The organism is Ornithinibacillus caprae, assembly GCF_009728145.1.
GTDB classification, from domain to species: Bacteria; Bacillota; Bacilli; order Bacillales; family Amphibacillaceae; genus Ornithinibacillus; species Ornithinibacillus caprae.
This window is the reverse complement of the sequence record NZ_WOCA01000002.1, coordinates 376,373-401,943: the sequence shown is the minus strand read 5'-3', so window position 1 is coordinate 401,943 and position 25,571 is coordinate 376,373. Positions and strand designations below refer to the sequence as shown.

The following is a 25,571-nucleotide window of genomic DNA, read 5'->3' as shown; positions in this document are numbered from 1 at the left end:
TGTAATATTAAAATTTGCAAAACTAAACAGAAAAACAGGTGCCTGTCACTTGTCGAAATTCGACAAGTGACAGGCACCTCATTTGTTAAACCTTCCCAACCTAAACAGGGAAATATCATGCTCGGTTTTTCCTTCCATGGCAAGCTGACTCAAGATCTCTCCTATCACACTACTAAATTTAAAGCCATGACCAGAAAATCCTGCTGCAATTATTATATTGGGATTTTTAGGGTGATGATCGAGAATGAAGTGATCATCAGTGGTTTTCGTATATAAGCAAACCTTTCCATAATTAATTTTTCCTGATGCCTGTGGCATAAACTCATCTAGAAACTCCCGCAAATCTCCCTCATCAGATGCTAAGCTCCCAAAAACCCGATTTACTTCATCTGGATCTGTATCTTGCCCACCATCATGTCTTCCGAGCTTTAATCCAGCATCATCTATATTGGGGAAGCCATAATACAACCGTTCTCCAATATCAAAGAAAAACGCAGGAAATTTAGGATGATCAAACGAATCGGACTTTGTATCAAACCAAGCAAACGTCTTCCTTGTTGGTTGTAATGGTAAATCCATGGTTGCCAACAACTTCGAAGCCCATGCCCCTGCTGACACAACCACTTTTTGAGCGTAAAAAGTCTCATTATGATTCGTTATTATTTCAACCTTCCCATCTACCGAATTTACTTGTTCAACTTTTGTATTCACTTTTAAATCAGCACCATGGTTTAAGGCAAGTTTCCGGTAAGACCTAATACATTCCTCACTATATAGAAACCCAGAATTAGGCTCAAAACACCCTACAAAATGATTGGGAACCTGAATCCCTGGCCATCTTTTCTTTACTTCATTCGCACTTAAAACCTCTAGAGGTAGTTTGTACTGATGCGCACTTTCTATTGTTTCTTTTATAAAAGCAGAATCCTCATCCCCTATTCCTAGTACCCCTGTTTTTTCAAAGATTCGATTTCCACTGTCTTTTTCTAACGCTTCCCACAGTTCCTGAGCCCGTAAAACTAAGGAAACATACTGACGCCCTTCCCCATATGCATGTCGAATAATTCGCGTGCTTCCGTGATGACTGCCATTTGCATGCGGTGGATCATTGGCATCGAGTAGCAAAGTGCTTTTCCCTTGTTTTGCCAAAAAATAGCCAGCTGCCATTCCCATGGAACCAGCACCAATAATAGCAACATCATAGAACTTTCCCATAACTCTTCCTCTCCCCTTTCACTATTAGTACCTCTTTAGTTCCTTAATAGTACGCTCGATATCAACTATTCCATGCGGATCAACTTGAATATACCCCTTCCGTTCGGCAATAGTCATGGTCTTTCCGGTACCGAGTCTTGCTGGTTTTTGGAGACCTAATTGATAAACATTTGATTGTTCTAGAACTTCCTTCACAGCTTCTTGACGGACTTCCCTAGTATTTTCATCCTCTTTAACCATTACCTTAACACACAATTTTTCCTGCTCAAGCTGTAAATAATACCTTTGTTCGGTCAAACACCTTGATTTCCACCAAAATCCCCAAAATCCACCAGAATAATTAGGAACATACCCCCAATTACCAGCTAATTCCTTCTGTACCTCCTGGTAAAATCCATGCCACGCCATAGCTCCCCACTCTTTAACTGGCTTCTTCTTAAACGAACGGTAACTATTTTCCAACCGCTCTACATGTCGATAGTAATCTAGGAAAATAGCATTTTTAACGCCACTATCGATCCCTCTTTTCAAAATCCTCATCATCAGCTCACGTTGAAATGGAATATAACCTGCTTCTTCAACAGAACGGTAATTACTTTGATCTGCAATTTTAAAGTAGATTGGTAATTGCTTTAACTTCGGATACACCGCTCGAACATTTTTCTTATACCGTTCCAACTGATTGGAGTGGTTTTTCGTAAATGTTTTATCTTCTATTAAAATGGCATATTTGTTATTAATAACAGCTAATATATCCAATCCATTGAACTGTCGCTCTATTTCAATGGATTCAATTGGAGGCGTAGACAGATCATGTAACCTAAAAATCTCAGAGATAAAATCTATCGCTACTTCATGTAGCTGGTGATCTAGTGCAGAATAAGCTTCCTCACTCCAAGACATTAACCAGCATAAGAATGCATCCTGAGACAACTCACTTGTTGCATATGTAAATAAATTCGGTGGCTCCAGATAAGCAGAACGACTGTCACGAGCCTGTGCAAGTAACTTTTCTAAATCGTGGTTCCCTACATAATCTTCCCATCCTCCACGAGCTAGTAAGGCATCGATATGCATAGGCGGCCATATTACCGAATCACGCACATCCATTATTCTGCCCTGCATATTGGAATAAAGTAACAAAAGCCGTTCCTCACCTTGCTGTGCAATAACCCTAGGCAAGGAATCGATCCGAATGGAAAAACCACAAGAATCAGCGCACACATAAGCAGGATACGTATCCATCATCACACCACCATCATTCGTTTGCTCCATCCTCTCTTCAAAATCCTCAAACAACTCCGCCCCACAATTAGGACAACCCAAACCACTCATCAAAACTCCCCCTTTATTTGTCGGTGCCTGTCACTCCCCGAAATTTGTCGAACTTCGGTGGTAGTGGTGATCACCTAGATTCGTTCTTTTTCTATTTCGTTCAAACCACCACTTCAATGCTGGCGGGACACATAAAACGATTAATAATACCCGTACTAATTGTAGTGCACTTACTACAGCAGCATCGCCCCCGACATTGTAAGCTGTTAATACCATTTCGAAAAATCCTCCCGGTGCAATAGATAAAATAGCTGTTGGGTAATTTAGCGTTGTAAAATTCGCTAGTGCCACACCAAGTCCGAATGAAACGGCAATAATGGTTATTGCTAAACCAAAGTAAAGGAAAATATATTTTCCACCTACTTTTAAATCCTCAAAAATCATCTTCTTCCCAAGACTAGCACCAACCGCTATTTGCGCACCATTCATGACAATCGAGGGCACTGATGCTAGCTCAATCGGACTTACATTCATTACAGCGGTAATTCCAAGTGCTCCAATAATAATACCAGCAGGAATTTTATCTCGAATGAATACTGCTGCAATAACTGGCAAAATAAACCACCCATAGTTCCATAAGCTTCCATTGAAAATCTCTCCGACAACTACATTCGTACCAGAGCTTCCCCCATCTCTAAAAATTAAGGTCATGACAGGTGGAATCATAAATAATACTGCAATCAAACGAACGGTTTGAAAAATAACGACTAAGGATGAGTTCCCTTTCAGTGCTTCACTGGCAATCGCCATTTCCGACAGTCCGCCTGGGATACAGGCAAAAACACTTGTCGTTTGATCAACTTTAATCCACTTAGAAACGATTGATCCTAATACGACACATACAACAATTAAGACGATAGTTAGTAATACATATGGCAAAAAATATGGAATAACCGTTTGAAAAGTATCCTTTGTAAAATATAATCCAAAATAAATTCCTAATATGATAAATCCAGCATCTCTAACAGCATTCGGCACCAGTAAGTTCCTTTTCATGAATCCTTGCCATAGCATTACGAGTGTTAATGCTCCCAACACCCACGGCAACGGAAAATCAAGTAAATAAAATATATATCCGCCAATAAAAGCAATCACAAACGTTTCGATCAATCTTAACACCAGCATGAAAAAATCCCCTTCAATGTAAACTACCTATAAGTATAGCACTTTGTCGGTGCCTGTCACTTGTCGAAAATCGACAAGTGACAGGCACCCCTCGAATTGAATCGGTTTCATGTTTTCATGTTCGGCTTCATATAATGAATGAAGGGGGACCAAGCCCAGTCAATCAAAACATTATACAGTTTGGAGGTAATCAAATTATAGAAGATATAATCATCTGTAGGTGTGAAGAGGTTCTACTAAGTGAATTGTTGACCTCAATTGAAAATGGAACAAAAACCGCAAAGGAATTGAAACTCAAAACAAGGGCTGGCATGGGAATATGTCAAGGAAGAACCTGTCGACCACTCATCGAACAACTCATTTCAATACGAACCAATCAACCAATTCCAGAATTACCTAGCCTAACCCCAAGCATCCCAGCTCGTCCACTAACATTATCGGAATTAGCCACTAACAGAAAGGATTTTTCACATGAGAATAACTGAACATCCGATTCTAGGGAAGTTAGAAAAACACCCCATATCTATCACCTTTAACGGTAACAAATATCCCGCATATAAAGGAGAATCCATTGCTGCTGCATTACTCGCAAACAATGTTCGAATCCTTCGCCACACAGAAAAACAAAAACAGCCACGTGGTATATATTGCGGGATTGGACACTGCTATGAATGTCGAGTCACGGTAAACAAAACCCATCATGTCCGTGCTTGTATCACACCAGTAAAAGACAACATGTTTATCGAATCAGAAAGTGGCGAACGCATATGAAACATACGAATTATGACCTAGTAGTAATCGGGGCAGGACCAGCTGGTATGAGCGCAGCAATCCAAGCTGCTATGAACGGTGCAAAGGTTGCAATCATAGACGAAAACCCAATACCTGGTGGAAAGCTATTGGGCCAACTATATAAGGACCCGAAATCAAACGAATGGTGGATTGGGAAAGATATAGCCAAAATGATGGATGAAAAAATAAAACAACTTCCAATCACTTGTTTCCAAGAATCTGAAGTTTGGGGAATTTTCCCACACTGGAAAGTTAATTTAAACACCGGTGAAGAATTAAGCACCAAAAACATCCTACTCGCTACTGGTGCAGCAGAAAAAGCTATTCCCATTCCTGGATGGACAAAGCCTGGTGCTATGGCAATTGGTGCTGCACAAACACTAGCAAACTATCACCGTGTAAAACCAGGAAATAAAGTTGCCATAATTGGAATCGATCCACTATCACTTACTGTAGCCCATGAATTAAAGCTAGCAGGCATCCATGTAATAGGAATTTTCCAACCTCCAGCAAGTAAATTTTCCCATGAAAAATCAAACCCAAAGCAAACCATTTCCTACTTGTCTACCCTGGCACATCTAGCTCCAAATCCATGGCTCAAAGGATTTGCAAAAATGGCTAAACAGCCGTTCATTCAAACACTCTCAACCCATCTACCATTTGGAATAAACGTTCAAGGAGTTCCTCTTTATTTCAGAAAAACAATTTTAGAAATAGAAGGTGAACAACAAGTCGAGCAAATAAAAATAGCCAATCTCTCCCCAAATGGTTCCATTAAAAGGACAGCAAATAAAACTATCAAAGTCGATTGCGTATGTATATCTGGCGGTCTATATCCACTCACGGAGCTAGCAACCTTAGTTGGTTGTAAAATGGCATACATGAAAGAGCTTGGCGGACATATTCCACTGCATAATGCAGAAATGGAAACAACCGAAAAAGGAATTTTTGTCGCTGGCAATATCACTGGAATCGAAAGCGCCAAGGTTGCAATCGCACAGGGGAAATTAGCTGGAACAGCAATTAGTGGAAGAATGGGATTACTTAAAAACGTAAAACCTGCCATTCAGAAAGCACAAAAACAGCTACGCCTAACTAGAAATGATTCCCTATTCCATTTTCATCCACAAATTGAACAAGGACGAAAAAAGGTACAACAGTTATGGGATCAAAACTTTCCAGCCAAGGAGGAATCTGACCAATGGAAACAGCAGATGCCATAATCATTGGCGGTGGAGTTATCGGTACCTCGATTGCTTATTACGTAGCAAAAACTGGTAGAAGCGTTATTTTGTTAGAAAAAGGAGAGATTGGTGCGCAGACATCGGCTGCATGTGATAAAGCAATTTTTTTACAATCAAAGAAACCTGGTTTCCCTGTCCAACTAGCAAAAAAGAGTCGAAGCATCTATGAAAATCTAGAAGAAGAACTGGGTGCATCCATTGAATTCAAACCAAATGGCGGAATGATTGTGATCGAACAGGAAGAACACTTAGAAGTTATGAAAAAGTTTGTAAAAAAACAGCAAAAAGCTGGAATCGATGTTAAGCTTCTAGACCGAAATGAAGCACTTGCAAGGCAACCTAGTTTATCTCATCACATTGTAGGAGCAACATATAGTAAGGAAGATGCCGAAGTAAACCCACTTTTATTAACCCAAGCATTTGCAGAGGCAGCAAAACGCCATCATGCAGAAATCAGACCACACACCGCTGTAATCAACATTACCACCAAAAACCAAAAAGTAACTGGGGTTCAAACGACAAATGGATCTATCGCATCAGAAATCGTCATCAATGCAACTGGGCCATTCGCTCCTAAAATAGCCGAAATGGCTGGTGTGAGCCTTACGATTATGCCACGTCGTGGTGCCATTCTTATTACCGAAAAATTAAAGCCAACCATTTTTGGGAATGTTCTATGCTCTCAATACATCACCGCCAAACATAATGAAGCCCAAAACCCACCTCCATTCGGTATTGGACTTTCGTTGGGGCAAACCGATAGTGGCAATGTATTAATTGGGGCGAGTAGAGAATTTAATGGCTACCATAAATCAGTTGATGCAAAGGTCCTATCAGCAATTGCAGCACATGCTAGCAGATTAGCCCCCGCACTAAGAAACACTCGTATCATCCGCACGATGGTAGGATTTCGGCCCTATACAATAGATGGACTCCCCATTATCGATGAAGCACCAGATGTAAAAGGATTTTTTATTGCAGCTGGACATGAAGGGGATGGGATTGCCCTAGCTCCAATCACTGGTCATTTAGTTACAAGTTTAATAGACAAACGTGCAAAGGAACAAGAACTGCTTCAACCATTAAAATTAAACCGGTCGTCAAGAAGTTTATCATTCTAATCCATAGAAGGGATTGATGAAATGGCAGAAATTTTAGTGCCGTTAATTTTATTGTTCACCATTGCTTTAGTAAAAAAAATCCCAAAGATTGGCGGGGATATTAGAATTGCTCTTATTGTTGCTGCAGTCTCTTCAGCAATTATTTCAGGACTTAACCCAGGCGAAACTGTTTTAGCATTTATCGATGGAATCGATCGGCTATCTTGGGTAATTATGCTGTCTGTTTTTGGTAGTCTTTACGCAGAATCACAGGTTAAATTAGGTGCGATGGAAACGACACTCAATAGCTTACGAGCAGCATTCGGTAACTCACCAAAAGGTTTGATTATCGCCATATTTATAACGTTAATAATTGCTGGTTCCTTCCTTGGTGATGCAATTGCAGCCGCTACTGTTATCGGATTTCTCGTCATCCATTCACTAACCGAGCTTAAGTTAAAACCAGAGCAAATCGGGATGATTATTCTACTCGGAGCATCGATTGGATCGATCATGCCACCAATCACACAAGGAGTATTTTTATCTGCATCCCTCGTTGGTACAGACCCTAATCCTGTTATCAAGCTCGCTTTTATCACTGTTACCTTTGGAGCAATCATTGCCATGCTAGAATCATTTCGCTTTGTACGCGGGAAGAAAATGCCATCAGAGCTTATTCCTGATAAATCCGTATTACAAATTTTAAAGGAAAGATGGAAGACACTTATCCCACTCCTTGTATTAATTGCGATCGTAATGGCCAACACACTGTTTGAATATAATATATTCACCGAAATTACCTTTCTAGCAACGGTATTGACGCCACTTCAAGAAATTCCTATTTTACAAGGAGTAACCTTCCAAGTCGTAAGTGCAATCATTGTTGCCATTCTAGTAAGCTTTTTATTCCCCTCCGTTCACAAACAAACGAAAGGAGTCATTAAAAACGGATTAGCAAAAGTAAGTAAAACGGTTCAGATACAGCTCAGTGCTGGGATTATGGTTGGTGTTTTCTATGCATCAGGTTTAATCGATAAGGTGGCCATGATGACCGAAAGCCTAGCATCTTCTATGGTAAAAGTTGGTGGAGCCTTCGCCATGGTTGTGATTGGGATGTTAACAGGTTCCCAGACGACCGCTCAATCTGTTATCGTTACCTTCCTTGGACCAATGCTAGAAAATATGAGCGTTGATCCTACCTTAATTGCATTAGGAGCCTCCCACATCGCAGCAGCTGGTCAAAACATGCCACCAGTCGGATTAACCGCATTCGTTATCTGTGGATTGATCGGAGGAATTCTAAACCAAAAAGTGGACCCACTCAAAGTCATGATGCTAGCACTACCAAACTCCCTCTTCTTCCTAGCCATCGGCCTATTCGTCTGGTTCCTGTAAAAGATTGGGAGGTGCCTGTCACTTGTCGAATTTCGACAAGTGACAGGCACCAATCTTGACATGTTTTTATCCTCGCTTTATAATTCAGTTAATTTAAATTATTCAAGTAACCATTTTGTATAGTTATATGCTTTGAAGGGCAATAGTAGTGTGCTCTACTATCACAGTGAACGGATGGTTAGCTTCATTGTATAGGGGCTACTCATGAATTACATGCCAGTAGCTACCTGTTTATCTTAGCTAAACGCAAATCCAGTTACCCATGATCGTACACAAACAAAGATGCAATTTATTTGCAACTGGGGTGGTACTGCGATAACCTTGCCCCTACTGTTTTAATCAGTAGGGGCTTTTTGATGTAAAAAACAAAACGAGGTGGAAAAGTAAACATGCAAGCTTTAAAAATTCATCAAGAGGACTGGAAGCTATGAAAAAAGTGAAGGTTTTAATTATAGGAGGAGGTCCAGCTGGAATAGCCGCAGCAATTTGGTGCCAGAGATTACATGTTAACCATTTATTGATCGAATCCAAATCCCAACTAGGTGGTCAGTTACATCAAATAAAAAATGAAATTATTGACTACCCAGGCAGTCATTCCAAAAACGGATTAGAGCTACTGAATAAGCTTACTTCTCACGTACAGTCCGTTTCATGTAATTACAAGGTAAAGTCAACATGTATAAATCTAAACCTTAAGGAAAAAACAGTAACAATTACAGCTGAAAACACTGAGCAATATGTTCAATTCGAATATTTAATAATTGCAACAGGTGCAGCTCCAAAAAAACTTGGTATTCCCGGGGAACAAGCGATGATCGACCGGGGTGAAATTTTCTCAACTAGTCAAGATGGCCATTTATACAAGGATAAAGTGGTAGCGATTGTTGGTGGTGGAGATCGTGCATTAGAAGGAACCAACACGCTCGCAACGAATGGTGCTATAGTCCATCTAATCCATCGTTCAACCCATTTTCGAGCACGAGAAGATCTAGTTAATTCCATATATTCTCACCCCAATGTCATTGTTCATACCAATGCAAACGTGGAAAGAATTTTTGATAATGGACAAAAAGTAACGGCCATTTCCATCAACAAAAACAATACACTCCACACTGAAAGCGTTGATGGTCTATTAATTCGCATAGGTACCAAGGCTAATAGTGAGTTTATAAAAGATCATGTACAAGCGGATAAAAATGGGATCATTGGTGTAGACCGGTTCGGACAAACAACAAAGGATAATGTTTTTGCTATTGGAGATGTGGCCACTTTCCCGCCATATACAAGCATTTCAACTGCTGTTGGCCAAGCAATGCAAGCAGTAAAACGGATTACGTTATTAGATAAATTCCAACGTTCATAGACTAGATAGGAGGAAGAACATTGGCGCAAAGCAAACAAGAAAAAATAAAAAAAGCTGTAGAAATGATTCTTGAGGCTATCGGTGAAGATACAAATCGAGAAGGAATTTTAGAAACACCAAACAGAGTTGCCACGATGTATGAAGAAATTTTTTCTGGGATGAATGTAGATCCTCGAGATTATTTTACTAGCTCATTTTGTGAAGAACACGAGGAGCTTATCCTCGTAAAAGATATCGATTTTCATTCCGTATGCGAGCATCACCTAATCCCTTTTTTTGGAAAAGCTCATGTCGCTTATATCCCACAAAATGGACAGGTGACAGGAATTGGTAACTTTGCAAAAGCAATTGAAGCTGTTGCAAAGCGCCCACAAATTCAAGAACGAATGACTACAACACTCGCTAATGCAATTGAGGAAACATTATCACCACGTGGGGTATTGGTTGTAATCGAAGCAGAACATTTATGCATGACCATGAGAGGTGTAAAAAAACCTGGATCCCAAACAGTAACAACAGCAGCCAGGGGAGTTTTTGAAAAGGATTCAGCGAAAAGAGCAGAAGTACTCTCATTCATTCGTCGCTAATTTTCTACCAAGGGTATCCTTTCAAAATAATTTTTCAACACTGAGTCGAAGGATTAAATAGGTTAATTGAAATGATCTTAAGTTAATTTAACTCTTTTATAACAGCTAGCCATAAGATACAGATCCCCCCTGTATGTTATGGCTAGTTCTATTTATATCTCCTCCTCATTCTTGCAAAGGAGAATAAAGTGAAACTTCATTCAGTGGGGGTTTTCTTCATTCCCCACTGAATGTTAGTTGAACCAATCGGACATTTACGGGCAGTTGATCCCCCACTTATCCTTCTTCACTTCAACGTCTTGAAGTGGGGGGCTTACTGCCCGTTACATGCGGGATAAATTTCGTGCACCTTTCCATGTTTAGTAGAAAAAAAATCAAAACCATGTTTAAAATCTATCAACCTTGTCCATCCTTCTACTAAACTATTAATCTACTGGAAAGGTATGAAAAATCATGAAAAAACTATTCAATCGCATTCTCGTTACTGGATTCTTTTTTACACTATTCTTCTTTGGACCTACACTAATCTCTAGTGCAGAGGCTAATGGACAATTATTTGAAGTAGATACTTCTTTTTTAAACATGAGAACAGGACCAAGTCATGAAACGAAGATAATTGGTCAGCTTGAAGAAGGTGATCGATTACGAATATTTGAAGAAGAGGACGGTTGGGTGAAAACTTTTTATAATGGGGAATCCGTATGGGTTTCCTCTCGATATTTAATTTTTATTGAGGAAGATACAGAAGCAGATAATAACAATGATCCTGAGGATAAGAAAAGTAATGAGTCTACTAACCAAGAAACAGAAAATCCCGAAAGTGAATCCACGGATGAAATGACAGAGGATTATTTCCGAGTATCGGACTTCATCGGAAGTGAACCCTTATTTATTGATTTACCAGAGGGTGAACATATCGATGGTCCATTAAAAAAAGTAGAAGCGCGAAATGAGCAAGTATCGAATGAAGCACTTGAGATTACGGATGAATTATTAGAAGATTACCAGATTGTTATTGATCCAGGACATGGTGGAAAAGATGCTGGGGCAATTGCCAATGGAATCGAAGAAAAAGAACTAACTTTAACTACTGCCGAAAAAGTAGCTGAACACCTAGAACACGCAGGAGCTGATGTTGTATTTACTCGTGAGAATGATGATTTTGTTTCACTAGATCAACGGATTCACACAAGTCACAAGCATCAAGCTGATGCATTTATAAGTCTGCATTTTGATTCATTTGCAGATACAAGTGTTAATGGCTTTAATACCTATTACTATCATGATACAAGCTTTGATCTCGCAAAATCGATTCACACAAGTCTGATGCAACATGTAGACATTAAGGATCGTGGCATACGTAAAACAGGCTATCTCGTTTTACGAAAAAATCAAAATCCGTCCGTTTTACTAGAACTAGGTTTCATGTCGAATCCCGATAATTTAGATACGATTCAAACAGAAACCTATCAAAACAAAGTAGCAGAAGCCATCACAGACGGACTAATTGAATTCTTTGATGAAGATTGACATCCTCCCCCACCTAAACACTGTCTCGTTTTGAGGAAGGAGTCTTCTCGCCCAAGTTCGATAAATATCCAAATAGCAAATAAAACAGAAAAGGTGCCAGTCACTCGCCAAAATTCGACAAGTGACAGGCACCTATTAATTCAATTTTTCAATATGGGTTACGGTAAAGTTATGTTTGTCTAAGTCCATTTCGATTTCTTTTGCTAATTTTTCATCCACGTCTTTTGGTAGGACGATACAAACTCGTCTTACATATTGAGAATTATTATTTAAGGAAATAACACTTTGTACGTTACAGTATTTATTTATGACTTTTAACATTTTACGCAATACACCTGCATATTCAATCGTTCCGATGGTAAAGGAATAACTACCATTATGAACACCCCATGCATTTTCAAGTACTTGGATCACATTCCCATTCGTTAAAATTCCAAGGAATTCCTTATCATCGTCAACTACTGCTAAAAATGGCAATTTTTTAATGGAAGAAAACACTTTAAAGAATGCGTCATCTTCTTTAACAAAGCTATCTTCACGGTCAGTAATCAGATCAGATAGGCTACCTACTAACGAGTGATCTATTTCATATTCCAATAAATCCACTTTATAAATATTTCCAACATACTTATTACCAGCTTCATCTAGTACAGGGATACATCTATAACCGGACTCTTCCAGCTTCTGCATAACACTCTCAATGCTGTCATTTTCTTTCACAAACACGACATCTTTCTTATTCACATAATCATTTTTGACTAGCATATGGATCCCCCCTAATTTTGTGGACAACCATCCACTTCCTATACCTATATTTTCCTATATTTCTAGACTAATAGCAATTATAAAACTTGGCATTCGCCAAGCCTTTATGGTGAATGACTTAGTTGCACTTATGCAGGATAGGAAAGTTTATACTTTCCTATCTGCCAAGTAAAGATAGCTTTTGATTAAAAAACATATTCTTTCTTCTCAACCGTAAATTGTTCTAATGCTTCATCATCCATATCATACCCAATCCCGGGTTTATCCGGTACCTTAATAACTCCATTTTCCACGACAACCTCTGGTTTTATAATATCTTTTTTCCAATACCGCGATGATCCCGCCGTATCTCCTGGCATGGTAAACTGAGGTAGTGTCGTTAATGCAATATTATGGGCACGACCAACCCCTGCTTCTAACATGCCACCGCACCAAACCGGTACATCCTGCTCCTGACAAAAATCATGAATTCGTTTTGCTTCCCGTAATCCACCAACACGCCCAATCTTCACATTAATAATTTTGCAGCTTCCAAGCTCCACCGCTTTGCGAGCATCTGCCAATGAATGAATGCTTTCATCTAAGCAAATTGGTGTATTTATTTCTGCTTGAAGCTTCGCATGATCAACGATATCATCATGCGCTAACGGCTGTTCAATCATCATTAGGTCAAACTCATCTAATTTTTTCAAATGATCCACGTCATCTAATGTGTAAGCAGAATTCGCGTCCGCCATGATTAATGTGTTTGGAAAATGTCTCCGAACCTCACGTAGGACCTCGATATCCCAACCTGGTTTTATTTTTAATTTAATCCGCTTATACCCTTCTTTAACGTAGTGATCAATCGTGTTTATCAAATCTGCAACGGTCGGTTGAATGCCTATACTAATTCCAACATCGATTTCCGTTTTTTCTCCGCCTAGAAGCTGAGCTAAAGGTATCCCTTCGCGTTTGGCATACAAATCCCATATTGCACCTTCTAACGTAGATTTAGCCATATTATTTCGTCTGATTGGTGAAAAAATATCTAATACATCATTCGGGTGGTCAATCTCATTTTCTTGTAGCATCTTTATTAAAAAATCATCCATGATATGGAAATTTGTTTGTACCGATTCTTCACTATACCACGGAACCGTAAACGCAACAGACTCACCAAATCCTCGATTACCACCTGAATCAATAGCCTCTGCAATAAAAAATTCTTTCTCCTGCATCGTGCCAAAGCTTGTTGTAAAAGGATCATTTAATGTCATCTTCAACTTTCGTAAAATAATTTTCTGAATTGGAATAGCCATATATTTACCTCCTATTTAGGAAACTTAGCTTGTATCGAGCATTTATTTACGGCAAGAAGCTTTTACATTCTTACTTACGGGAAAAACAATAATAACTTCCCACATCTTTTCGGATCAAATCTGTTGCCTTGTATCCATTCGCAAATAGTTCTACAAACACTTTTCGAGTTTCATAGCGCCACTTGATTGCAAGCTCTGGATTCGTTCTTTTCATATCTTGGATTTTTTCCGGTATAGCCACAAACCAAGCAGGTTGAGAGGTATCCAAGAATTCATCGGAAAAATATTCGGTTACAGCTGGCTCATCACGATCATCCATACGAAGGAGCACCGCACCCTTATCAAATACAGGACGTTGATCATTCTTATCCTCGTTCAACCACCATTCGATTTGAATCCGATCAGTAGGAAGCCCTTTATTCAAGCCATCGTCCATCATGCCATAATGATTGACCTTATAGGATGCACCCACACCCTCAAGCTTATGCAAATTCAAATATGCGTTTAAGCTTTCCAACGGATCAAAGGTCCATGTCATCATGTCATAGCCTAATTCTCTTGCTATCTCAGCTTGTTTTAGTTTCATTTTTACTCCAAGTCCACCACGCCGGTATTCCGGCAAAATTCCAAGCATATGTGAGCAAAGATAAGGATTTTTCCCATCAAAGCCTGCAAAGCTGTATTGGAAGCCAATCATCTTTTCCCCATCATAGGCTCCTAGCATCAATCCACCGTTATAAGATGCCGTGTACGTCTGATGAACTGGTGTAGGTGGTGCCTGCCAAACAGCTTCCTCTACTTCTTGCATGTGATACAATTCCTCCATTGTAGTTAATCGTCGGATTTCAATGTTTTCATGCATAAACATTCCCCCTTAGTTTTTCTCAGCAGTATGTATAAGTGCTCTCGTCAACACGTTAATAGCTTCTGGAATCGCTTGATGATTAAATGTCATTGTTGGATGATGCAGTCCTGGCTCTAAATCACAGCCAATTGCAAGCATGGTTGCCTTTATATTCGGTCGTTTAATTGTATAAAAATGAAAATCATCCCCACCAGTTGTCGTAATCATAGGTGCTAATTTTGCTTCTCCAGCTGTTTGAATAATTGCTTCTTCCATGATTTCAATTGCTTCCTCATTGATTACAGCTGCAGCAATATTTGCACCAATTTCTAACTTAATCTCCACTCCATGATACGCAGACAGCATGTTGACTATATCCTCAATTTTTTCCGTTAATGCAGCCATTACTTCATTTGTTTGTGCCCGAACGTCAAGAGAAAACGTACCGTTCCCTGGGATAATATTGGAGCTTTCCCCACCAGCATGAAAGCTTGTCATTTTAACTGAATAAGGAACCATCGGATCCATATGAATATTATTTAACTGTTGGACAAGCTCACTACCAACCTGGATTGCATTGGCATTCAAATGGGGCCTTGCACCATGGGCATCTTCTCCACGAATCGTTCCTTGCAAAAATCGTGCTGCCCCGTGTTGTATAGCTGGCGCAAACTGGCCATAACGCAGTTCTTGGATTGGTCGTAAATGCATTCCATATAGATATTCAACATCATCTACGATTCCTTTTTCAACATATGCTAATGCACCTGTCCCTTTTTCCTCAGCAGGCTGAAAAATAAACCGGAACGTACCTTTATCTGGATAACCATTTTCTAACAGCCTCCATAACGTCCCGATCACGATTGTCATATGTGCATCATGCCCACAGGAATGGTTAGCCTGGAATTTACCGTCGACTTCCTGCCATAATGCATCCATATCAGCCCGTAACCCAATAACTGGCTTTCCCTGTCCAATCTCAATAACCAATCCCGGAGAACCCTCAAACGTCGTAATTCTACAATCATCACGACCCTCAAAAAGCCCCCGAATATAATCCGTCGTACCAAACTCCTCCCAACTCACCTCTGGATTATCATGCAAATATTGGAAGGTGCCTGTCACTCCTCGATATTTGTCGGAATTTGTCGTCATGTTAATAGCTCCTTTCTCTTGTTTTGTCTGTAATCAAATAAGGGCTCTGATTAGATAGATAACGTGTTTGTAATTTCCATCCATCTAGAATATATTTTAAGATGGATTACCTACATGCAGTTATTTTGTTTCTAATTGACTTATGGCTTAGAGCTTTAGTCTATGTACACAAATATAGAATGTCTTCCCTCCATAGTATTGTCCTTAAGATAATGTAATACTGTCAACCATATAATGTTGTTATAACTCACATCCTACGGTAACAACTGTTGAATCATCTTTATTGCATGTGCAATGAAACATTATGAATCTAAAACAGCCCCATTATTTTCTAAGAAAAGCAAACTCTTTATGTTCAGCAACCCCTATTCTTGGGATTTTGGAAATTGTCTGAAATGGTATCCGATTCGATCTACTTTTCCATTATGGTCTGTAATGAAGCGGATTGTTTCTTCCTGGTCTTTCAACTGAACAACAAAAATATCCTCTCCTACGCACCGAATAGAATGATAGGATCCTTGAGTGAAACATGTTAGTTTGCCATCTTTAACACCAATTGTTACTTGCATTCCTTCATTTGATGTATATGTACCAACATATTTTTGTAATTGTTCTAAAGATATGTCGACTTCTTCAAGGTTCTTATGAGATGCTGTTACTTCTCTACTTTGAAAATCATTTAATGCTCCCATTAATAGACTAGTAGCAGGTACACCAGCAAGATTAGTTAATACGACACCAGTTACCCCTTTTTCAGGAATAATACACATGAAAGAAGCAATCGCTTTTAAGTTTCCACCATGCTCTATTAATGTATTCCCATAGTAATCCGGTGTTATCATTAAACCATAGCCGTAATATTTACCTGGCTCTGCCTCAATATAAGGATAAATCATTTGTTTTACACTTTTTTCTGAGATAATACGTACTCCGTTTACAACACCTTTATTACGATATATTTCTGTATATTTCAGCATATCATGAACAGTAGATTTCAAGTAGCCAGCAGGCCGCATAGCAGGAGCATCCCACCAAACAGGTGCCGAATATACATTCGTTTTGCCATCCATTTCTTTTGATGCATAAAGCATCGTAATGTCATCATGTTCGTTTAAATCATTAAGATCGAATGTGGTATTTCTCATACCAGCAGGTACTAATATATTATCTTTTACAAATGATTCATATGATTGCCCACTTGCTCGCTCAATAATTGCTCCTAGCAATGCAAAAGCGTCATTTGAATAGCTAAAATGTTGACCAGGAGATCCTAACAATTCAAAGTCTAATTTTCCGATAAAGTTCATTAACTCTTCGTACGTATCAATTGGACCTTGAGATACATTTTCTGAAATAGTTAATCCTGGATAATCATCCTTAGAAGGATCTTTATCCATGCTACGCTTGTTGGCATATATAAGAGAAGGTAATGGTGGAAGCCCAGATGAATTGGTTAAAAAGTGATGAATGGTCATTTGTGCAGTTCTTTCAGGATCTGTTGTTTTAAATTCTGGTAAATGATCAACTACTTCATCATGTACTGATAATTTTCCAGCTTCTTGTAATTTCATAATCGCTACTCCTGTAAACGATTTGGTAATAGATGCAATTCCAAAAACTGTGTCACCAGTTACTGGTAAACTATTGTCTATATCTCGATACCCCAACCCTTGATAATAGACAGATTTTCCACCTTGATTTAAACCGATGGAAACACCTGGTATTTGATAATCACGTATTAGTTTACGAGCATATTCTTCAAAGCTTCCCATAAAAACTTTATTTGTCATGTTTGAACCTCTTTTCTACTTTATTATTCATACAAAGGAAATATCCTACCGTTATAACACTTTCTTAAAGGATTTTATAATTCAGGAGTTATCACGTTATGTAACATTTTGACTATGATATCTATCGACAAATATGCAGAAAAAGTTGTTAAATCATAGAGTAGTTATCTATCGATCTAACAACTTATATTTCAGCTTTTTTTCCTGCGTGTGACTGGTAATAGTCTCACAAAGAGGAGCAATCATAAATCTACCACTTTTCTAACCTAGTACAAGTGACATGCAACATAATGATCTTTTTTAACTTCTTTCCACTCTGGAACTATCTCTGCACAAATTTCCTTGGCCATTGGGCATCTTGTTCGAAAACTGCAGCCACTTGGTGGATCAATTGGGCTAGGGATATCTCCAGTTAAAATAATACGCTCACGCTGTTGCTCAATTTTAGGATCAGGTATAGGGACAGCTGACAAAAGAGCTTTTGTATAAGGATGTAGCGGATCTTCATATAACTCTTCACTAGTGGTTAACTCCACCATTTTCCCAAGGTACATTACCGCAACACGATCACTTATATATTTCACCATCGATAAGTCATGGGCAATGAATAAATAAGTGAGGCCACGATCTCTTTGTAACTCTTTTAACAAGTTCACCACCTGAGCCTGAATCGAAACATCTAGTGCGGCAATGGGTTCATCAGCAATAATAAACTCCGGATTAACCGCCAATGAACGAGCGATACCAATACGTTGGCGCTGACCTCCACTAAATTCATGCGGATAACGTTTGGCATGATTTTTATTTAAGCCTACCAATTCTAGTAAATCGTATACTCGATCGCTCATTTCCTTCTTGTCCATATCTGGTCGGTGAATTTTTAACCCTTCACTCACAATGTCTAAGACTGTCATTCTTGGATCTAGAGAGGAATAAGGATCCTGAAAAATCATTTGCATTTTTTCTTGGTAATACTTCCTATCTTTAGTTGATAGATTTTCTTGCAAATTTCTTCCCTTATAAATAACCTGTCCATCCGTTGCTTGGTACAGGTTTAATATTGTTCTTCCAATCGTTGACTTCCCACAACCAGATTCACCAACTAAACCTAAAGTTTCCCCTTCATAAATATCAAAGGTTATATTATCAACAGCTTTAAGCTGCTTTTTACCCATTTTAAAGTGTTTTCTTAGGTTTTTTACTTCAACTAGTTTTTGATTTGTCAACGTTATTCCCTCCAAGTTCAGGCTTTTCAACGTGAGGAGCCCTTTCATCTTGTAACCAACAAGAAACCGAATGTGTACCTGAAATAGTAGACTGGTCTGGCATGTGATTATGACAAACCTTCATTACGTATGGACATCTGGCAGCAAATGGACACCCATCATGTAATTTGCTCACATCAGGTGGTGAACCAGCAATAGGAATAAGTGGTACCGAACGATCCTGATGTAACTTTGGCATAGATTGCATGAGTCCCCATGTATAAGGATGTTTAGAATCATAAAAGATTTCCTCAAGCGTACCTGTTTCAACGATTTGCCCTGCATACATAACAGCAACACGCTTAGCCATATTAACTACTACACCTAAATCGTGCGTAATGATTAAGATAGACGTACCAGTCTTTTTTTGGATATTTTTCATTAAATCTAGTATTTGTGCTTGTATGGTTACATCCAGTGCAGTAGTAGGTTCATCTGCAATTAAAACACTTGGATCACTCGCTAATGCCATTGCAATAATAACTCGTTGTCTCATCCCTCCTGAGAATTCATGTGGGTAAGACTTCATACGTTCTTCTGCATTAGGAATCCCTACAAGTTCTAATAATTCTTTCGCTCGAACAAACGCTTCTTTCTTACTGATTTTTTTATGCTTAAGTATTCCTTCCATTACTTGCTTTCCAATCTTCATCGTTGGATTTAAGGAAGTCATCGGATCTTGAAATACCATGGAAATTTCTGATCCACGAATTTTTTCCATTTCTTTTTTGCTATATGTTAAAAGGTCGTTTCCTTCATAAACAATGGAACCATTATTAATTACCGTTGTTTTCTTTGGGAGTAATTGCATGATGCTTTTAGCCGTCACTGACTTACCCGACCCAGACTCGCCAACAATGGCTAATGTTTCTCCTTTCTTTAAGTCAAAGGTTACTCCACGTACTGCTTTGATAAGGCCATTGTATGACTGAAAAGAAACATCAAGGTTTTCAACAGATAAAATGGTATCAGTCATGGTTGTCCTCCTCTGTTATTTTCTCATTTTTGGATCAAGCGCATCTCGTAGGCCATCCCCTAAGACATTAAAACTAATCATAATTGCACTGATAATTATAGCTGGGAAGATCAGTTTATAGGAAAAATACCTCATTTCCTGATAGCCATTCTCGATTAAGGTTCCCAATGATGCTAGTGGTGGCTGTAGCCCTAGTCCAATGAAGCTTAAAAAGGCCTCAAAGAAAATAGCTGTCGGAATCGTAAACATCAACGTAACAATAATTGGCCCCATAACATTTGGGATTAAATGTTTCCACATTAATTGATTGTGTGATGCTCCCAGTGCTCGAGATGCAAGCACAAACTCTTGTCCTTTTAATTGTAAGATCTGCCCACGGACAATCCTTGACATGTTAACCCAGCCAGTGATAACCATTGCTAAAATTATCGATGTAATTCCTGGCTCTAAAATAAGGATAAATAAAATGATAAGAATTAGGTTCGGTATCCCTACCAAAACCTCTACAATTCGTTGCATAAAGTCATCCACTTTACCTCCGTAATACGCTGAGATTCCACCGTAGATAACTCCAATCATCAAATCTAAGAAAGCTGCAGTTAGAGCAATAAATAAGGATATTTGCGTTCCTTTCCACACCCTTGTCCATAAATCCCGACCAAATTCATCGGTACCAAACCATGCTGGAGCATTTGTGATAGACCTTTCCTCATATACATTTGTATGATGAGAATTCGTACCATCAAGTCCAAGCCATTCTAATCCAGCAGCAAGTGGTGGTAAATTAGAACGTAGCAAATCCTGCTCTCTATAATCATATTCATTCATCAGTGGTCCAAAAATTGCTAATATCGAGATCACAATAATTGTGATTAGACCGATTACTGCTCCCTTATTTTTTAATAATCGAACCGTAGCTTCTTTCCAAAAATTCGAGGGGGGATTTGCTATTTCTTCTGCTTTCCCTTCCTCAAGGGGTTCATGTACAAACAGATCATCTGTTATTTCCTGACGATTATCTGACATCTTTTTTCCCTCCCCCTATGCTAATACGTGGATCCAAAATACCATATAAAATATCAACTAAAAATATCACGAAAATAAATAAAGCACTATAAAATAACGTAATTCCCATAATGACACTATAATCATTGACTAAAATAGATAGCGTAAACTGCTCTCCTAAACCAGGAACTGCAAATATTTTTTCGATAACAAGAGTTCCCGTCATAATACTTACCGCTAGTGGCCCTAAAACCGTAACTACCGGAATCAGTGCATTACGTAAAACATGTCGAATAATCACACTGAATTCTTTAATTCCTTTGGCTCGTGCTGTATTGACATAATCTTGTCCAAGAACCTCTAGCATTTCAGAGCGGATAAACCTAGCTACCGTTGCAGTAACTAAAACCGATAATGCTAATGAAGGCATAATTGAATAACTATAATCCTTCCATAGTGCAGCTGGCAGCAAGCCCCATTTCACACCGATAAAATACTGCATTAATGCTGCAAAAACAAACGATGGGATAGACATTCCTAATACCGCAACAAATACCGATCCATAATCAAAAATGGTATTATGCTTAAGCGCTGAGATTATCCCTAAAATTAAACCTAATACAAGGCCAATTACAACACCTTGTCCGCCAATTAGAGCAGACGGACCAATTCGCTCAGCAATCATAGCATTAACAGTCCGACCCTGGGACTGGAAGGAAATACCGAGATCACCTTGTAGTAGATTACCTAAATACGTGAAATATTGAATCGCCAATGGCTTGTCCAATCCATATTTTTCATTCATTATTTCAATTTGTCTATCACTTAGTTTTTCCGGGTTACTAAAGGGAGTACCCGGTAAAAGCTGCATTAGAAAGAACGTAATAGTGATAATGATTAATAAGGTAATCGCCATATAACCTAGGCGTTGCAAAATAAATTTGAGCACATTCTCACCTCTCGTTCGATATAATCATTAGAAAACTGGGTTTTTGCCTTGGATAAAGCCTTCATTGCACTTATGTAACTTAAAAATTCACACAATCTATCTGTAAAATAAAAAAAGAGGGCACAACATACGCCCCCTTTTATCCATCAAATTACTCTACATCTACCCATTTATACTCAAATTCTGGTGCCGCAGGGTGGCGAACAAGACCTTTGATGTTTGGACGTGTGAGTATTGCATCAGCACGTTGATAAAGTGGAGCAATATGCATTTCATCAAGTAGGTGTTTCTCCGCATCTAGCATTAATTGATAACGTACCGCTGCATCAGTTTCCACTTTAGCTTGTGCAACCAAGCTGTCAAACTCTTCATCAGAGTAGTCCATGCGGTTAGCTGGGCCATCCGTTACCCACATATCAATATATGTCATTGGATCTCCATAATCTGGCCCCCAAGTCGAAACTACCATATCGTATTCGACTGCTTTTTCTTGTTCCAAACGTGCTTCAAATGGTACTGTTTTTATTTCAACTGTAATACCAGGTAAATTTGTTTCAAGCTGATTTTTTATAAATTCAGCACTCTTCACATGGTTGTCATCGTCCGCAACTGTTAGAGCAAATTCAAATCCATCACTTCCAATTTCAGATAGTCCTTGCTCCCATAATGCTTGAGCATCTTCTGCAGAACCTTGATTAAATTCACCATTTAACTCGCGGAAATCTTTTTCTTCATCTGGTGAGTATGAGAATTCATAAGGTACTAAAGAATAAAGAGGTTCAGAACCATTATTCAAAATAGTACTAGTTAAACCTTCTTTATCAATTGCCATATCAATCGCCTTACGAATATTAGCATTTTGGAAATGTTCTAGATTATGATTGAATCGCATAAACACGATGGATGCGATTACTTCATTATTAAAGCTTTCATCGTTCCTATATTCGTCTACATAGGCAGATGAAATGGTAATTCGATCAACCGCTTCTGTTTCCCATAGATTAACCGCTGTAGATATTTCTTTAACCACATTCACATTAATTCCATCAAGATTTACAGCATCAGCATCCCAGTAATCAGGATTCTTTTTATATGTCCACCCTTGATCATGTTGCCATGATTCAAGAACAAATGGTCCATTAAATAAAATTTTATCTGCTTCTACTCCATATTCATCTCCCATTTCTTCAACAAATGCTTGGTTTTGTGGTAAGAATACCGGAAAAGTCAATAATTGAGTGAACAAGGAATTAGGACCTTCCAGTGTAACGACTAATGTTTTATCATCTTCTGCTACAACACCTAACTCATCTGGTGATGCTTCTCCATCAATGATAGCGGATGCATTTTTAATGCCTGCTGTCTCAAACATAACATTGTAATGTCCAACGACCTCAAAAATACGTTTCCATGAGTATTCAAAATCGTGAGCAGTAACAGGTTCACCATTACTCCACTGCGCATCACGTAATGTAAATGTATGAACTGTACCATCGTCACTAACCTGATGATCCTCAGCAATTGCTAACTCTGGAATATGGTTCTCATTACTACGGTAAAGTCCTTCATTTACGTTGTTAAGTACTGTAAATGCTACACCATCATGTGCATGGGCAGAATCTAACGTCGGAATGTCTGCTGTTGAAACTAGATTAATAACCTTATCACCTTCAATGGCGCTTTCAGAAGTATCTCCATCATCCGTTTCAGATGACGAATTATCATTATCTGAAGTCGCATCTTCTGAATTATCCCCAAAACCACATCCAGCTACAAAAACCATAAAAGTGGCTATCAATAAAAACCATAAAAACTTCTTCACATTATTTCCCCCTTGGATAAAAGTTTTTTAACAGAACTGAATGTTCTGATTATTTAATTGCTATTTCTTAGATTTTATAGAGAGTTCTAGTAATAATTTATTTAAAATGATTTTCTTCCCTCCTTTTCCACCCAAAACATTTATGTACCTTTTTCTAATTTAACCTATGTCTGGGTTGATAAAATATTATGAATGAAGTGGGCAGCTAAGATACCCCTTCATTCATTACTTCAAAATTCCACTGTTTTCCATTTATTCAAAATTCAAAGAAAAATTTAATTAATTGATAGTTTAACACATTTTCAGAATAATGACTAGATTAATATTTAAATTGTACATATAATGAAAACATAGATTTGATTTTAGAAACGGGGATTTGCAATGAAAAAAGCAAGTTTGTTGATCATATTCATAACGGTGGTTCTTTCACTACCATTAACCATGCTATTTTATAGATCTATTAATATCCTTCATTGGATTAATATATTGTTTGCATGTGCATTAGTTGTTACTGTTATCGGTTCAGTTATGCTGCTTATACACGTAGGATTTTTTCAAGGCTTCATTCATAATTTTAAATATTTTTTCAAAAAAATTAGCAAAACAGAAGAAGTTGTTAATCAGGTTGAAAGAAAAGAGCTTACCCCCTCTATTTCTTCTATTAACTTACCAATCCGTTATCCTTTACTAATAGCAGGGGGGATATTAGTCTTATTCTCAACGATCATTTCTATGATTCTCTTAATTTGAAACTTAATACGATTTTACCTATTAGAAATTTTAAAAAATACGAACAAAAACGTAGGCGTAGGCGCAGGTGCTGGACATGGCTATCGTGTAGTTATCCACATCTTGACTATTTTATAATTTTCTATACACTAAAAAAACTGTTAGAACGGTTGAGATAATCCCTGTTCTAACAGCTTTTTTCTTATTCCAATTATTTAAATACGGTCTCCATTAAAAATCGAATTCTTCACGACAACATAATCCACTTCACGAATTGCATCCAATGTCGTACCACCCGCATAAGAAATAGAAGATTGTAGATCCTGCTCCATCTCGGTTAAGGTATCCTGTAAGTTCCCTTTATACTCCACGATCATTTTCTTACCTTCTACATTTTTCTTTTCACCTTTTTGATATTCAGAAGCAGAACCAAAATACTCTTTATACAATAATCCATCGATTTCAACTGTCTCACCTGGTGATTCCTCATGACCCGCAAACAAGGATCCAATCATCACCATAGTTGCTCCGAAGCGAATTGATTTTGCGATATCTCCATGTGTACGGATTCCTCCATCAGCAATAATCGGCTTTGTCGCAACCTCAGCACATGCCTTAACTGCAGCTAGTTGCCAGCCACCAGTTCCAAATCCAGTTTTAATTTTTGTAATACAAACCTTTCCAGGTCCAATCCCAACTTTTGTTGCATCAGCGCCAGCCTCTTCTAACTCCCGAACCGCTTCTGGTGTCCCAACATTACCAGCAATAACAAACGTCTCTGGTAAATGGTTCTTTATATGCTTAATCATTTCAATGACTGCATTCGAATGCCCATGTGCAATATCGATCGTAATGAACTCTGGGACTAAATTTTCCTTAGCAATCTCTTCCACAAATTGATATTCCTCCGCTTTTACTCCAACACTAATCGAAGCAATTAATCCTCGCGACTTCATATCTTTTATAAAATGAGTACGCTTCTCCGGTTCAAACCGATGCATGATATAGAAATAACCATTTTCAGCTAAATAAATGGCGATAGTTTCATCAATAATTGTCTGCATATTCGCAGGCACTACTGGTAGCTTAAATGTATGGCCACCAAGAGTAACCTTCGCATCACATTCAGACCTACTATTTACTACGCATTTTCGTGGAATCAATTGGATATCTTCATAATCAAATATATTCTCCATGGTACACACCCCTAAACACGAATATTATAATTAGTTAACTTTAAATCGTTCGCCTTTAGTAATGTAACTCATTTTAAGAAAGATGTCA

At 38.4% G+C, this 25,571-nt stretch carries 23 protein-coding genes; 9 read left to right on the top strand and 14 right to left on the bottom strand.

Features of this window, described 5'->3' with window-relative positions:
* Window positions 1–78: 78 nt before the first annotated feature.
* Genes solA through GMD78_RS04625 form a run of 3 tightly spaced genes read right to left on the bottom strand, consistent with a single transcriptional unit; the run spans window position 79 to window position 3,675 of the window.
* Window positions 79–1,215, bottom strand: a complete 1,137-nt coding sequence (solA, locus tag GMD78_RS04635; RefSeq protein WP_155667556.1) for an N-methyl-L-tryptophan oxidase — start codon at window positions 1,213–1,215, stop codon at window positions 79–81.
* Window positions 1,216–1,239: 24 nt separating this feature from the next.
* Entirely contained in the window at window positions 1,240–2,550 is a 1,311-nt protein-coding gene (locus GMD78_RS04630) for a PD-(D/E)XK nuclease family protein (RefSeq protein ID WP_155667555.1), read from the bottom strand.
* 30 nt (window positions 2,551–2,580) lie between these two features.
* Window positions 2,581–3,675 (bottom strand): AbrB family transcriptional regulator, encoded by a 1,095-nt coding sequence (locus GMD78_RS04625; RefSeq protein WP_155667554.1) that lies wholly within the window; start codon window positions 3,673–3,675, stop codon window positions 2,581–2,583.
* 134 nt (window positions 3,676–3,809) lie between these two features.
* On the opposite strand from GMD78_RS04625, the gene GMD78_RS04620 reads away from it, so the two are divergent.
* From GMD78_RS04620 to GMD78_RS04585, 8 genes are all read left to right on the top strand, one after another.
* Window positions 3,810–4,160, top strand: coding sequence for a (2Fe-2S)-binding protein (locus tag GMD78_RS04620; RefSeq protein WP_155667553.1), 351 nt, complete (start codon window positions 3,810–3,812; stop codon window positions 4,158–4,160).
* The gene (locus GMD78_RS04615) at window positions 4,147–4,446 is read left to right on the top strand and encodes a (2Fe-2S)-binding protein (protein ID WP_155667552.1); all 300 of its coding nucleotides are present in this window, start codon (window positions 4,147–4,149) and stop codon (window positions 4,444–4,446) included. Before GMD78_RS04620 ends, GMD78_RS04615 begins: the two co-directional genes overlap by 14 nt.
* A complete protein-coding gene (locus tag GMD78_RS04610) occupies window positions 4,443–5,690 on the top strand; it encodes an NAD(P)/FAD-dependent oxidoreductase (protein ID WP_196493724.1) in 1,248 nt (415 codons plus the stop codon). The genes GMD78_RS04615 and GMD78_RS04610 overlap by 4 nt, the downstream gene beginning before the upstream one ends.
* Window positions 5,669–6,832 (top strand): NAD(P)/FAD-dependent oxidoreductase, encoded by a 1,164-nt coding sequence (locus GMD78_RS04605; protein ID WP_155667550.1) that lies wholly within the window; start codon window positions 5,669–5,671, stop codon window positions 6,830–6,832. The genes GMD78_RS04610 and GMD78_RS04605 overlap by 22 nt, the downstream gene beginning before the upstream one ends.
* 21 nt (window positions 6,833–6,853) lie before the next feature.
* Window positions 6,854–8,206, top strand: coding sequence for a hypothetical protein (locus tag GMD78_RS04600; protein WP_155667549.1), 1,353 nt, complete (start codon window positions 6,854–6,856; stop codon window positions 8,204–8,206).
* 427 nt (window positions 8,207–8,633) lie between these two features.
* Window positions 8,634–9,569, top strand: coding sequence for an NAD(P)/FAD-dependent oxidoreductase (locus GMD78_RS04595; protein WP_155667546.1), 936 nt, complete (start codon window positions 8,634–8,636; stop codon window positions 9,567–9,569).
* 20 nt (window positions 9,570–9,589) lie between these two features.
* Entirely contained in the window at window positions 9,590–10,156 is a 567-nt protein-coding gene (gene folE / locus GMD78_RS04590) for a GTP cyclohydrolase I FolE (protein WP_155667544.1), read from the top strand.
* A 453-nt stretch (window positions 10,157–10,609) separates the two neighbouring features.
* A complete protein-coding gene (locus GMD78_RS04585) occupies window positions 10,610–11,686 on the top strand; it encodes an N-acetylmuramoyl-L-alanine amidase family protein (protein ID WP_155667542.1) in 1,077 nt (358 codons plus the stop codon).
* A 135-nt stretch (window positions 11,687–11,821) separates the two neighbouring features.
* Here GMD78_RS04585 and cbpA read toward each other — a convergent pair whose 3' ends face one another.
* From cbpA to GMD78_RS04535, 10 genes are all read right to left on the bottom strand, one after another.
* Entirely contained in the window at window positions 11,822–12,451 is a 630-nt protein-coding gene (cbpA, locus tag GMD78_RS04580) for a cyclic di-AMP binding protein CbpA (RefSeq protein ID WP_155667540.1), read from the bottom strand.
* 185 nt (window positions 12,452–12,636) lie between these two features.
* Entirely contained in the window at window positions 12,637–13,752 is a 1,116-nt protein-coding gene (gene menC, locus GMD78_RS04575; RefSeq protein ID WP_155667538.1) for an o-succinylbenzoate synthase, read from the bottom strand.
* Between the two features lie 70 nt (window positions 13,753–13,822).
* Complete coding sequence (locus tag GMD78_RS04570) at window positions 13,823–14,614, bottom strand: GNAT family N-acetyltransferase (RefSeq protein WP_196493723.1); 792 nt, start codon at window positions 14,612–14,614, stop codon at window positions 13,823–13,825.
* Between the two features lie 12 nt (window positions 14,615–14,626).
* Window positions 14,627–15,751: a M20 peptidase aminoacylase family protein gene (locus GMD78_RS04565; protein ID WP_155667534.1), complete on the bottom strand. Its 1,125-nt coding sequence runs from the start codon at window positions 15,749–15,751 to the stop codon at window positions 14,627–14,629.
* Between the two features lie 365 nt (window positions 15,752–16,116).
* Window positions 16,117–17,541, bottom strand: coding sequence for a serine hydrolase (locus GMD78_RS04560; RefSeq protein WP_155667532.1), 1,425 nt, complete (start codon window positions 17,539–17,541; stop codon window positions 16,117–16,119).
* Window positions 17,542–17,807: 266 nt separating this feature from the next.
* Entirely contained in the window at window positions 17,808–18,716 is a 909-nt protein-coding gene (locus GMD78_RS04555) for an ABC transporter ATP-binding protein (RefSeq protein WP_155667629.1), read from the bottom strand.
* 28 nt (window positions 18,717–18,744) lie between these two features.
* Window positions 18,745–19,782: an ABC transporter ATP-binding protein gene (locus GMD78_RS04550; RefSeq protein ID WP_155667530.1), complete on the bottom strand. Its 1,038-nt coding sequence runs from the start codon at window positions 19,780–19,782 to the stop codon at window positions 18,745–18,747.
* Between the two features lie 15 nt (window positions 19,783–19,797).
* Window positions 19,798–20,808 carry an oligopeptide ABC transporter permease gene (gene opp3C, locus GMD78_RS04545; RefSeq protein ID WP_155667528.1) on the bottom strand — a complete coding sequence of 337 codons (1,011 nt, stop codon included), beginning with the start codon at window positions 20,806–20,808 and terminating at the stop codon, window positions 19,798–19,800.
* The gene (locus GMD78_RS04540) at window positions 20,798–21,736 is read right to left on the bottom strand and encodes an ABC transporter permease (protein WP_343042117.1); all 939 of its coding nucleotides are present in this window, start codon (window positions 21,734–21,736) and stop codon (window positions 20,798–20,800) included. Before GMD78_RS04540 ends, opp3C begins: the two co-directional genes overlap by 11 nt.
* A 151-nt stretch (window positions 21,737–21,887) precedes the next feature.
* Window positions 21,888–23,558, bottom strand: coding sequence for a peptide ABC transporter substrate-binding protein (locus GMD78_RS04535; protein WP_343042116.1), 1,671 nt, complete (start codon window positions 23,556–23,558; stop codon window positions 21,888–21,890).
* Window positions 23,559–23,939: 381 nt separating this feature from the next.
* On the opposite strand from GMD78_RS04535, the gene GMD78_RS04530 reads away from it, so the two are divergent.
* Complete coding sequence (locus tag GMD78_RS04530) at window positions 23,940–24,308, top strand: DUF3899 domain-containing protein (protein ID WP_155667526.1); 369 nt, start codon at window positions 23,940–23,942, stop codon at window positions 24,306–24,308.
* Between the two features lie 194 nt (window positions 24,309–24,502).
* Here the strand turns inward: GMD78_RS04530 and guaC are convergent, their stop codons facing one another.
* Window positions 24,503–25,483 carry a GMP reductase gene (gene guaC / locus GMD78_RS04525; RefSeq protein WP_155667524.1) on the bottom strand — a complete coding sequence of 327 codons (981 nt, stop codon included), beginning with the start codon at window positions 25,481–25,483 and terminating at the stop codon, window positions 24,503–24,505.
* Window positions 25,484–25,571: the final 88 nt, after the last annotated feature.

Coding starts and splice junctions, on each gene's coding strand:
- GMD78_RS04530 (WP_155667526.1), top strand. CDS start 23,940: ATGAAAAAAGCAAGTTTGTTGATCATATTCATAACGGTGGTTCTTTCA.
- GMD78_RS04565 (WP_155667534.1), bottom strand. CDS start 15,751: ATGACGACAAATTCCGACAAATATCGAGGAGTGACAGGCACCTTCCAA.
- GMD78_RS04595 (WP_155667546.1), top strand. CDS start 8,634: ATGAAAAAAGTGAAGGTTTTAATTATAGGAGGAGGTCCAGCTGGAATA.
- GMD78_RS04555 (WP_155667629.1), bottom strand. CDS start 18,716: ATGGGTAAAAAGCAGCTTAAAGCTGTTGATAATATAACCTTTGATATT.
- GMD78_RS04625 (WP_155667554.1), bottom strand. CDS start 3,675: ATGCTGGTGTTAAGATTGATCGAAACGTTTGTGATTGCTTTTATTGGC.
- GMD78_RS04550 (WP_155667530.1), bottom strand. CDS start 19,782: ATGACTGATACCATTTTATCTGTTGAAAACCTTGATGTTTCTTTTCAG.
- GMD78_RS04560 (WP_155667532.1), bottom strand. CDS start 17,541: ATGACAAATAAAGTTTTTATGGGAAGCTTTGAAGAATATGCTCGTAAA.
- menC (WP_155667538.1), bottom strand. CDS start 13,752: ATGGCTATTCCAATTCAGAAAATTATTTTACGAAAGTTGAAGATGACA.
- GMD78_RS04630 (WP_155667555.1), bottom strand. CDS start 2,550: ATGAGTGGTTTGGGTTGTCCTAATTGTGGGGCGGAGTTGTTTGAGGAT.
- GMD78_RS04600 (WP_155667549.1), top strand. CDS start 6,854: ATGGCAGAAATTTTAGTGCCGTTAATTTTATTGTTCACCATTGCTTTA.
- GMD78_RS04620 (WP_155667553.1), top strand. CDS start 3,810: ATGAATGAAGGGGGACCAAGCCCAGTCAATCAAAACATTATACAGTTT.
- GMD78_RS04585 (WP_155667542.1), top strand. CDS start 10,610: ATGAAAAAACTATTCAATCGCATTCTCGTTACTGGATTCTTTTTTACA.
- GMD78_RS04570 (WP_196493723.1), bottom strand. CDS start 14,614: ATGCATGAAAACATTGAAATCCGACGATTAACTACAATGGAGGAATTG.
- GMD78_RS04605 (WP_155667550.1), top strand. CDS start 5,669: ATGGAAACAGCAGATGCCATAATCATTGGCGGTGGAGTTATCGGTACC.
- solA (WP_155667556.1), bottom strand. CDS start 1,215: ATGGGAAAGTTCTATGATGTTGCTATTATTGGTGCTGGTTCCATGGGA.
- opp3C (WP_155667528.1), bottom strand. CDS start 20,808: ATGTCAGATAATCGTCAGGAAATAACAGATGATCTGTTTGTACATGAA.
- GMD78_RS04610 (WP_196493724.1), top strand. CDS start 4,443: ATGAAACATACGAATTATGACCTAGTAGTAATCGGGGCAGGACCAGCT.
- GMD78_RS04615 (WP_155667552.1), top strand. CDS start 4,147: ATGAGAATAACTGAACATCCGATTCTAGGGAAGTTAGAAAAACACCCC.
- cbpA (WP_155667540.1), bottom strand. CDS start 12,451: ATGCTAGTCAAAAATGATTATGTGAATAAGAAAGATGTCGTGTTTGTG.
- guaC (WP_155667524.1), bottom strand. CDS start 25,483: ATGGAGAATATATTTGATTATGAAGATATCCAATTGATTCCACGAAAA.